Raw genomic sequence first — 9,670 nt, 5'->3', positions numbered from 1 at the left:
TCCCTGCACATGCAGGGACCGGCCGCCTTTCTGTGTCTTGCGGGGCGCCTCTCCGTAGCTTTATAGTCGCCTTGACCATAAAGCTACGGAGAGAGGGGGGTGGGGGAGCCGTGCAGGGCTACGACAAGCACGCCTTCGAGCCGTTCGCCGTCACCGTCGACCTGGCCGTCTTCACCGTCCGCGCGGGCCGCCTGCACGTCCTGCTCGTCGAGCGCGGCCAGGAGCCCTACGCGGGCCGCTGGGCCCTGCCCGGCGGATTCGTGCTGCCCGAGGAGTCGGCCGAGACCGCGGCGGGGCGGGAGCTCGCCGAGGAGACGGGCCTCGCGGACAGCGAAGGGCTCCACCTGGAGCAGCTGCGCACCTACAGCGAACCGGACCGCGACCCGCGGATGCGCGTCGTCTCCGTCGCCTTCGCGGCGCTCGTACCCGATCCGCCCGCCGTGCGGGCCGGCAGCGACGCGGCCCGCGCGGAATGGCGCGCGTTCGGCACCCAGGGGCCGCTCGCCTTCGACCACGACCGGATCCTGGCCGACGCCCACGACCGCGTCCGCGCCAAGTTCGAGTACACCGGCCTCGCCACGGCCTTCTGCCCGCCCCGGTTCACGCTCGGCGAGCTGCGGCAGGTCTACGAGAGCGTGTGGGGCGCCGAGCTCGACCCGGCCAACTTCCGGCGCAAGGTGCTCGGCACCTCCGGCTTCGTCGAGGCGATCCCCGGGGCCGCGCGCCTGACGGGCGGCCGGGGCAAACCGGCGGCCCTGTACCGCGCCGGCCTCGCCACCTCCCTGCATCCGCCCCTGCTCCGCCCCTCGACCGTTCCTCCGGAAGGAAAGCCCTCATGAAGCGTGCCGCCACCGGATCCCTCATAGGCCTCGCCCTAGGGGACGCGCTCGGCTTCCCGACCGAGTTCAACGACGTACCGTCGATCCTCGCCAAGTGCGGGCCCTGGCGTGAGATGGAGCTGACCAGGCCCGCGATCGTCACGGACGACACCCAGATGACGCTCGCCCTCGGCCGCGGCCTGCGTACCGCCATGGGCCGGGGGCTGCTCGGGCCGAAGCGGATGGAGCGGCCGGTGCGCGAGGAGTTCGTGGAGTGGTACCAGTCGCCGGAGAACAACCGCGCGCCCGGCAACACCTGCCTGAAGGCCTGCTACCTGCTCAAGACCGGCAAGCCCTGGGAAGAGGCGAGCCAGCTGCACTCCAAGGGCTGCGGCGCCAACATGCGCGTCGCGCCCGTCGGGCTCGCCCCCGGTCTGAGCGACGAGCAGCGCTCGGGCGCGGCCCAGCTGCAGTCCGCGCTCACCCACGGCCACCCGACCGCGCTCGCCGCGTCCGACCTCACCGCGCACGCCGTGCGGCTCCTCGCGCAGGGCGCGGAGCCGACGGGGCTCGTCGGGCTGCTGCGCTCCTACGCGTACGAGAGCCGCGAGACGTACCGCGCGCACTGGCTCGGCGAGCTGTGGACGCGCGGGGACGATCCGACGCCTGAGGCGTTCATGGCCCGCGGCTGGGACGAGTGCCTGGCCGTCCTGGAGCGCCTGGAGACCGCGCTGAAGCACCCCAACCCGGAGACGGACCCCTGCCTGGCCACGGGCGAGGGCTGGATCGCCGAAGAGGCGCTCGCCACGGCGCTGCTGTGCTTCCTGCAGTTCGTGGACGAGCCCGTGACGGCCCTGCGCCGAGCGGCCTGCACCTCGGGCGACTCCGACTCGATCGCCTGCCTGGCCGGCGCGTTCGCGGGCGCTCACCTGGGCGCGGACGCCTGGCCCGCCGAGTGGGCCGAGCGGATCGAGTACCGGCAGGAGCTGCTTCAGCTCGGGGCGCTCTGGGACTCCTGAGCCTGGGCGGAGGCCGAAGCCGAGGCGGAGGCCGACGCCTGCCGCACGCGGAACAGGAAGTCCGCCACCCGCTCCCGGTCCGGCTCGGCGGGAAGCGGGCTGCGTGTGGCCGCCGCGTCCGCCTCCTCCGCCAGCCGCCGCATCCAGGACTCGATCCGCGGCCAGGGCACCTCGCCCCGCTTGACCGCGAGCAGCGGCTCGCGCCGGTCGCCGACGTCGATCGTCAGCTCGCCGGTGCGCAGCAGGTCGCGGCAGCTGGTCAGGAGGCGCAGGAGGTGCATGGCGTGCTTCCAGCGGGGCGCGCCGTGCAGGCGTACGTCGGCCTCCAGCCTCTTGTGCTGGCCGAGCGCGTAGCCGGCGAAGGTGGTGCGGGCCCGGCGGGAGAGGAACGCGTCGCGCAGGGCGACGAGCTCGCGGCCCGTGTCCGTCAGGTGTTCCACGAGCGGCGAGTGCAGGCACTCCAGGATGTTCGGATTGGCGCGCAGGGCCAGCTCGCAGAAGCGCTCCAGCTCCCAGCTGAACTGCTCCTCCGCCGGCCCTTCCACGTGCGTGGGCGGCTTCTCGAACCGCCAGAAGAGCGGGGTCGGGGCCAGGAAGACGCCCCTGCGGTCGGTGTCGCTGCCGTCCGTGGCAAGGCCGAAGGCGCGCGAGCCCATCACACAGGCGTAGACGGTGTGGTCGCGTACGAGATCCAGATCGGGGCCCGGGGCCTGGGGGCTGTGCATGCGGGGAGCGTACGGCGAGGAGCTAGCCGAGGGTGATCGAATTTCCGGTGACCTTGATGTTCTGCGGGGGCAGCGGGCGTGGCGCCGGGCCGTCCGCCACCGAGGCGTCCGCCACGCGGTACTTGCTGCCGTGGCAGGGGCAGTTGATCGTGCCGTCGGCGACCTCGCCGACCGTGCAGCCCGAGTGCGTGCAGACCGCGGAGAAGGCCTTGAAGTCACCCTTCTCGGGCTGGGTCACGACGACCTTCTTGTCCTTGAAGACCTTGCCGCCACCGACCGGGATGTCGGAGGTCTTCGCCAACTCCTCCGCCTTGGGCGGAGGCTGGTCCTTGCCGCCCGATTTCGACGCCGAGGGCGATGCGGCCGTCGGCTCCGACTTCGGCGCCTCCGGTGGTGCGCCCTCGTCCCCGTACTTGCTGCACCCCGCGGTCAGCGCGACCACGCCGCCCGCGGCGATGACCGTGCGCCGAGAGGGCCGGCCCGCCCCGCTCATGTCGTCACCCCGAACGTACGGAAGAACCACAGCGCCGACGTCCACCAGACCACCGTGAGGACCACGAAGACCAGGCCGCCCATCACCGGAAGCAGCCAGCCGGGCAGCTTCTCCGAGCGCAGCAGCAGCATCTTGGCGCTGAACGCCCCGAAGAAGAAGCAGCCGAGCAGCGAGTGCCACATCACGCGGGTCGAGTACGTCTGGTAGCCGAGGGCGTAGAGGCAGTGCACCGCCACGGGGACCGCCACCAGGAACGCGATCCGGCCCGACCAGCGGTGCAGCGCCGAGGACCAGGACGGTCCCGGAAGGCGCCCGTAGACCATCAGCGCCGAGACGACCTGGAGCAGCGCGAACGCGAACGCCGTCGTGCCCAGCCAGGCCTTGACCGCGCTGGTGCTGCTGAACCCGGCGAGGTTGAAGGCCGTGCCCTCGGGGTCGTGCGCCTTGCCGTACACCCCGAGGCCCACCGCGACCGCGGCTGCGACCAGGGCGGGCACGAGATAGCGGGCGGGGTGCGGGCGGCGGTGGTCGCCCATCGCGGGGGGCGGGCCGAAGCCGCCCTGCGTTGCGGCGTTCGGATCGACGCTCATGGCGGCTCCCTGGTCGGGGCGGAGCGGGGGCGGGGCGGGATCAGGGCACGACGGGCGCGGCGGTGAGTTCGCCGCCGTCGAACGGGGCGGTGAGGCTCTTCGGGTCGAGGCGCGGGGCCTTCTTCGGCGTGCCGTCCTCCTTGAGGATCCCGACCTGCCGCCCGTCGGGCAGGACGATCCAGCCGCCGTCGATCTCGGCGCCGCGCACCTCGGTCGTCGCGCGGTACAGACCGGAGGGCTTCTTCGCCCTGGCGGCCGTGAAGTCCCGCGGCTGCTCGTCGATCTCGACCTTGCCGCGGACCGCGTTGCCGGCGAGCGTGCCCTCCAGCTTCGCGCCGTGCTTGCCGGTCAGGCGCATGGAACCGTCGTCCTCGACCTTGCCCTTCAGCCAGGACTCGGCGTCACGGCCGTTGCAGTAGTACGCGATGGCCTTGTCGTCCCGGATCGAGAGGGAGACCGCGGCGGCGTCGTCGGCCGTGCGGCCCGCGTACTCGGACTTGCCGGGCGGCCTCTTCGACGGGCTCTTGGTGGGCGTGGGGGACGGGCTGTCCTTGGGTGGCTTCGAGGCAGTGGGCTTGGCGGAGGTGGGCGCCGGGGACGCGGCGCCGGGTGCGTCCTGGCCGTACGACGAATTGCCCTCCCCTGTCGTCGCGTTGAGCGACAGCATGAACAGGGCGAGCAGCAGCCCCCCGAGAAGCGTGTAGAGCGGACCTGAGCGCTTCATGCGGCCTCCCCCGAGGCGTGGGCCTTGCCGGCTCCTCCATGCAAGCGGACCCGTGCCCCGGCGTCCATAGTTGAACGCCGACCAATCGGGCCAAGTGGCGACAGGGGGCGATTCGGGTGACATTGGCATGGTCTGAGGTCCGCGTCCGTTCGAGGCGCCGACCCGGCCACTCACTCGAAAGGCGCGACCATGGCGGGTAACGATCTGGGAAGCCTTCTCGGCGGTCTCCTCGGCGGCGGCCAAGGCGGCCAAGGCGGCTCGGCCGGTGGCTCCGGAGGCGGCAACGTCCTCGGCTCGCTGCTCGGCGGACTCCTCGGCGGCGGTGGCGCGGGCGGCGCGGCCGGCGGCCAGGGCGGCTCCGGCGGCGGCAGTCCGCTGGGCGGCCTGATGGACATGATCACGAAGTCGGGCCTGGTCAGCCAGGACCAGCTCGACTCCTGGGTCGGCAAGGGCGACAACCAGCCACTGAGTCCGGACCAGGTCAAGCAGGCCGTCCCCGACGAGACCCTGGACAAGGTGGCCACCGACGCGGGCGTCAGCCGCGAAGAGGCCGCCGACCAGATCGCGCAGCAGCTGCCCCAGGCCGTCGACAAACTGACTCCGCAGGGCGAGGTGCCGACGGGCTCCCTGGAGGACATCATCAAGGAGCAGAAGCTCTGACCCCACCCCGGTGGGGCACGCGGCGTCCGTCTCGGCAGGCGGGCGCCGCGCACTCGTCCCCCGGGCCCTGACTACCCTTGTCGGTACATCAGTCATACGTACGCGAGCGAGGAGCAACACTGTGGCGGTACGAGCGGTCCGGGGCGCCGTCCAACTGGAGCGGGATGCCGCCGACCACATGGACGAGCAGGTCGGCGAGCTGCTCACCGCCATCCTGGAGCGCAACGCGCTGTCCCAGGAGGACCTGATCAGCATCTGGTTCACCGCGACGCCCGATCTGCACAGCGACTTCCCCGCGGCGGCGGCCCGCAGGCTCGGCATCGTGGACGTCCCGCTGATCTGCGCGCAGGAGCTCCAGATCGAGGGCGCCATGCCGCGGGTCGTCCGCGTCCTCGCGCACATAGAGTCCGAGAAGCCCCGCGCGGAGATCGCGCACGTCTACCTCGGTACCGCGGCCACCCTGCGCAAGGACATCGCCCAGTGAGAACCGCCCTCGTCATCGGCACCGGCCTGATCGGCACCTCCGCCGCCCTCGCCCTCGCCTCGCGCGGCGTGACCGTGCACCTGGCCGACCACGACACCGGGCAGGCCCGTACGGCGGCCGCGCTCGGCGCGGGCACCGACGAGGCGCCCGAGGGGCGGGTCGACCTGTGCGTCGTCGCCGTGCCGCCCGCCCACGTCGCGACGACCCTGGCCGACGTCATACGGCGCGGCGTGGCCCGCGGCTACCTCGACGTGGCGAGCGTCAAGGGCGGCCCGCGCCGTGATCTCGAAGCGCTCGGCGTCGACCTCACCCCGTACATCGGCACGCACCCCATGTCGGGGCGCGAGCGCAGCGGCCCCCTCGCCGCCACCGCCGACCTCTTCGAGGGACGGCCCTGGGTGCTCACGCCCACCCGCGACACGGACACCGAGGTCCTCAACCTCGCCCTGGAGCTCGTCGCCCTGTGCCGCGCCGTGCCGGTCGTCATGGACGCCGAGGCGCACGACCGGGCGGTCGCCCTCGTCTCGCACATGCCGCACCTGGTCTCCAGCATGGTCGCCGCCCGGCTGGAGAACGCCGAGGAGACGGCGGTGCGCCTGTGCGGACAGGGCATCCGTGACGTCACCCGCATCGCCGCGTCGGACCCGGGGATGTGGATCGACATCCTGTCGGCCAACCCCGGCCCCGTCGCCGACCTGCTCTCCGCCGTGGCCACCGATCTCGACGAGACGGTGTCGGCGCTGCGGTCCCTCCAGTCGGCTGACGAGGTCAAGCGGCGCGAGGGCGCCGCGGGCGTCGAGAACGTGCTGCGGCGGGGGAACGCGGGACAGGTCAGGGTGCCCGGCAAACACGGCGCGGCGCCGACGACGTACGAGGTCGTGGCGGTGCTCATCGACGACCAGCCGGGACAGCTAGCGAAGATCTTCTCCGACGCCGAGCGGGCCGGGGTGAACATCGAGGACGTACGCATCGAGCACGCGACGGGGCAGCAGGCCGGACTCGTGCAATTGCTGGTGGAACCGAAGGCGGTTCCGGTGCTCGCGCAGGGCCTGCGGGAGCGGGGCTGGTCGATCCGGCAGTAGATGCCGCAGGGTATCGGGCGGGCGGGACAGGGGCACCCCACCGGGCAGTAAGAGACAAGCGTGGGAGCCAGTAACCTTGTGCAGGGCAAGAAATGTCGCCCTGCCCCAGCCCCGTGCACACAGAAAGGTGTCCGCACCCCGTGGAAACCGTGGAAACCGCCGGTCCGGCGCCCGCAGCAGTGATCGTCGCCATCGACGGGCCCTCCGGCACGGGCAAGTCGAGCACCTCGAAGGCAGTCGCCGCCCAGCTCGGCCTCAGCTACCTGGACACCGGCGCCCAGTACCGTGCGATCACCTGGTGGATGGTGCACAACGGCATCGATCTCACGGACCCGACCGCCATCGCCGCGGTCGCGGGCAAGCCCGAGATCATCTCCGGCACCGACCCGCTCGCCCCGACCATCACGGTCGACGGCACGGACGTCGCGGGGCCGATCCGCACCACCGAGGTCACCTCGAAGGTCAGCGCCGTCAGCGCCGTCCCCGAGGTGCGCACCCGCATCACGGAGCTGCAGCGCACCATCGCCGCGTCCACCGAGAAGGGCATCGTCGTCGAGGGGCGTGACATCGGTACGACCGTCCTGCCCGACGCCGACCTGAAGATCTTCCTCACGGCCTCGCCCGAGGCCCGCGCGGCCCGCCGCAGCGGCGAGCTCAAGGGCGCGGACGTCGCCGCCACGCGTGAGGCGCTCATCCAGCGGGACACGGCCGACTCCAGCCGCAAGACGTCGCCGCTCGCCAAGGCCGGCGACGCCGTCGAGGTGGACACCACCGAGCTCACGCTCCAGCAGGTCATCGAGTGCGTCGTCACCCTCGTCGAGGAGAAGCGGGCAGCGAAGTGACCGCGGCGCCATCGGAACGGGGTGCGGAGGTCGGCCGCCGCATCGGCGTCGGCCTCATGTACGGCCTGTGGAAGCCCCGCGTCCTCGGCGCCTGGAGGGTCCCCGCGACCGGCCCGGTGATCCTGGCCGTGAACCACTCCCACAACGTCGACGGTCCGATGGTGATGGGCACGGCGCCCAGGCCGACGCACTTCCTCATCAAGAAGGAAGCGTTCATCGGCCCCCTTGACCGGTTCCTGCAAGGCATCGGGCAGGTGAAGGTGGACCGTGAGATCGCCGACCGCACGGCGATCACCCGGGCTCTGGGCGTGCTCGACGGCGGCGGCGTCCTCGGGATCTTCCCCGAGGGCACCAGGGGCGAGGGAAACTTCGCCTCGCTGCGGGCCGGCCTCGCCTACTTCGCCGTACGCAGCGGGGCGCCGATCGTGCCCGTCGCGGTGCTGGGAAGCACGGAGAAGCGCGGACGGTTGATGAAGGGGCTGCCCCCGCTGCGCAGCCGGGTCGACGTCGTCTTCGGCGACCCCTTCGAAGCGGGCGACGACAGCGGTCGGCGTACGCGCAAGGCGCTCGACGAGGCGACCGTGCGCATCCAGCAGCGGCTCACCGCCCACCTGGCGGACGCCAGGCGCCTGACCGGGCGCTGAGCGAGACTTTCAGTAGTGGTCCGTCGCGAGGCGGTCCACCGATCACGAATACGACAGAGGTACGGACTTCATGAACGACCAGATCCAGCCCGAAGGCTCGGCTGAGCCGGAGCACGGGGCGCTTGGCGAGGTTGATGCCACCGAGTATGCAGCGTTCATGGAGCTCGCCGCGGAGGAAGGCTTCGACGCCGAGGACGTCGAGGGCGCGATCGGCGAGGCGGGCCACGGCCCGCTGCCCGCCCTCGCCGTCATCGGACGCCCCAACGTCGGCAAGTCGACTCTCGTCAACCGCATCATCGGCCGCCGCGAGGCCGTCGTCGAGGACCGCCCCGGCGTGACCCGCGACCGCGTGACGTACGAGGCCGAGTGGGCGGGCCGCCGCTTCAAGCTCGTCGACACCGGCGGCTGGGAGCAGGACGTCCTCGGCATCGACGCGTCCGTGGCCGCCCAGGCCGAGTTCGCGATCGAGGCGGCCGACGCGGTCGTCTTCGTCGTGGACGCCACGGTCGGCGCCACCGACACGGACGAAGCGGTCGTCCGGCTCCTGCGCAAGTCGGGCAAGCCCGTCGTCCTGTGCGCCAACAAGGTCGACGGCCAGTCCGGCGAGGCCGACGCCACCGCCCTGTGGGCCCTCGGCCTCGGCGAGCCGCACCCCGTCTCCGCGCTGCACGGCCGCGGCACCGGCGACATGCTGGACGCCGTCATCGAAGCGCTGCCCGAGGCGCCCGCCCAGACCTTCGGCACCGCGCTCGGCGGTCCGCGCCGCATCGCGCTCATCGGCCGCCCGAACGTCGGCAAGTCGTCCCTGCTCAACAAGGTGGCCAACGAGAACCGCGTGGTCGTCAACGAGGTCGCGGGCACCACCCGTGACCCGGTCGACGAGCTGATCGAGCTCGGCGGCATCGTCTGGAAGTTCGTGGACACCGCGGGCATCCGCAAGCGCGTCCACCTCCAGCAGGGCGCCGACTACTACGCCTCGCTGCGCACCGCGTCCGCCGTCGAGAAGGCGGAGGTCGCGGTCATCCTGATCGACGCGAGCGAGTCGATCAGCGTCCAGGACCAGCGCATCGTCACGATGGCCGTCGAAGCGGGCCGCGCCATCGTCGTCGCGTTCAACAAGTGGGACACCCTCGACGAGGAGCGCCGCTACTACCTGGAGCGGGAGATCGAGACCGAGCTCCTCCAGGTCGCGTGGGCCCCCCGGGTCAATGTCTCCGCCGAGACCGGCCGCCACATGGAGAAGCTCGTCCCGGCCATCGAGACGGCCATCGCGGGCTGGGAGACGCGCGTACCGACCGGGCGGCTCAACGCCTTCCTCGGCGAGCTCGTGGCCTCGCACCCGCACCCGATCCGCGGCGGCAAGCAGCCCCGCATCCTCTTCGGGACGCAGGCGGGCACGAAGCCGCCGAGGTTCGTGCTCTTCTCCTCGGGCTTCATCGAGCACGGCTACCGCCGCTTCGTCGAGCGCAGGCTCCGCGAGGAGTTCGGCTTCGAGGGCACGCCGATCCACATCTCGGTGCGGGTGCGCGAGAAGCGCGGCCGCAACAAGTAGGCACGGCCGGAAACCCGGACGGACCGATGGGCCGGGC

Annotated in this window: 12 protein-coding genes; 8 read left to right on the top strand and 4 right to left on the bottom strand. The window is 72.2% G+C overall.

What is annotated here, in order from left to right; all coding sequences use genetic code 11:
* Positions 1-110 precede the first annotated feature (110 nt).
* Both ACFUPX_RS43380 and ACFUPX_RS43375 read left to right on the top strand, forming a co-directional pair.
* Complete coding sequence (locus ACFUPX_RS43380) at positions 111-839, top strand: NUDIX domain-containing protein (RefSeq protein ID WP_383335150.1); 729 nt, start codon at positions 111-113, stop codon at positions 837-839.
* Positions 836-1,837 (top strand): ADP-ribosylglycohydrolase family protein, encoded by a 1,002-nt coding sequence (locus tag ACFUPX_RS43375; protein ID WP_383335148.1) that lies wholly within the window; start codon positions 836-838, stop codon positions 1,835-1,837. The genes ACFUPX_RS43380 and ACFUPX_RS43375 overlap by 4 nt, the downstream gene beginning before the upstream one ends.
* On the opposite strand, the gene ACFUPX_RS43370 is transcribed toward ACFUPX_RS43375, so the two are convergent.
* The 4 genes from ACFUPX_RS43370 to ACFUPX_RS43355 are packed head-to-tail and all read right to left on the bottom strand — an operon-like array spanning position 1,810 to position 4,369.
* A complete protein-coding gene (locus ACFUPX_RS43370) occupies positions 1,810-2,562 on the bottom strand; it encodes a DNA polymerase beta superfamily protein (protein WP_383335146.1) in 753 nt (250 codons plus the stop codon). The genes ACFUPX_RS43375 and ACFUPX_RS43370 overlap by 28 nt on opposite strands.
* Before the next feature lie 22 nt (positions 2,563-2,584).
* Positions 2,585-3,055, bottom strand: coding sequence for a Rieske (2Fe-2S) protein (locus ACFUPX_RS43365; RefSeq protein WP_383335144.1), 471 nt, complete (start codon positions 3,053-3,055; stop codon positions 2,585-2,587).
* Positions 3,052-3,645 (bottom strand): DUF6529 family protein, encoded by a 594-nt coding sequence (locus tag ACFUPX_RS43360; RefSeq protein WP_383335142.1) that lies wholly within the window; start codon positions 3,643-3,645, stop codon positions 3,052-3,054. The genes ACFUPX_RS43365 and ACFUPX_RS43360 overlap by 4 nt, the downstream gene beginning before the upstream one ends.
* Positions 3,646-3,685: 40 nt before the next feature.
* Positions 3,686-4,369, bottom strand: a complete 684-nt coding sequence (locus ACFUPX_RS43355) for a hypothetical protein (RefSeq protein ID WP_383335140.1) — start codon at positions 4,367-4,369, stop codon at positions 3,686-3,688.
* Between the two features lie 189 nt (positions 4,370-4,558).
* On the opposite strand from ACFUPX_RS43355, the gene ACFUPX_RS43350 reads away from it, so the two are divergent.
* The 6 genes from ACFUPX_RS43350 (at position 4,559) to der (ending at position 9,633) form a co-directional block, all read left to right on the top strand.
* Positions 4,559-5,029, top strand: coding sequence for a YidB family protein (locus ACFUPX_RS43350; RefSeq protein WP_383335138.1), 471 nt, complete (start codon positions 4,559-4,561; stop codon positions 5,027-5,029).
* A 121-nt stretch (positions 5,030-5,150) separates the two neighbouring features.
* Positions 5,151-5,513 carry a chorismate mutase gene (aroH, locus tag ACFUPX_RS43345; RefSeq protein WP_383335136.1) on the top strand — a complete coding sequence of 121 codons (363 nt, stop codon included), beginning with the start codon at positions 5,151-5,153 and terminating at the stop codon, positions 5,511-5,513.
* The gene (locus ACFUPX_RS43340) at positions 5,510-6,595 is read left to right on the top strand and encodes a prephenate dehydrogenase (RefSeq protein ID WP_383335134.1); all 1,086 of its coding nucleotides are present in this window, start codon (positions 5,510-5,512) and stop codon (positions 6,593-6,595) included. The genes aroH and ACFUPX_RS43340 overlap by 4 nt, the downstream gene beginning before the upstream one ends.
* 140 nt (positions 6,596-6,735) lie before the next feature.
* Positions 6,736-7,437 (top strand): (d)CMP kinase, encoded by a 702-nt coding sequence (gene cmk, locus ACFUPX_RS43335; RefSeq protein ID WP_383335132.1) that lies wholly within the window; start codon positions 6,736-6,738, stop codon positions 7,435-7,437.
* Positions 7,395-8,081, top strand: a complete 687-nt coding sequence (locus ACFUPX_RS43330) for a lysophospholipid acyltransferase family protein (RefSeq protein WP_383335131.1) — start codon at positions 7,395-7,397, stop codon at positions 8,079-8,081. The genes cmk and ACFUPX_RS43330 overlap by 43 nt, the downstream gene beginning before the upstream one ends.
* 70 nt (positions 8,082-8,151) lie before the next feature.
* Positions 8,152-9,633: a ribosome biogenesis GTPase Der gene (der, locus tag ACFUPX_RS43325; RefSeq protein WP_383335129.1), complete on the top strand. Its 1,482-nt coding sequence runs from the start codon at positions 8,152-8,154 to the stop codon at positions 9,631-9,633.
* The last annotated feature ends 37 nt before the right edge of the window (positions 9,634-9,670 follow it).

It is taken from the genome of Streptomyces sp. NPDC057302 (assembly GCF_042667685.1).
In the GTDB taxonomy this organism is placed as follows: domain Bacteria; phylum Actinomycetota; class Actinomycetes; order Streptomycetales; family Streptomycetaceae; genus Streptomyces.
Note: the sequence above shows the minus strand (reverse complement) of the source record. Positions and strands in the feature narration are given on the sequence as shown.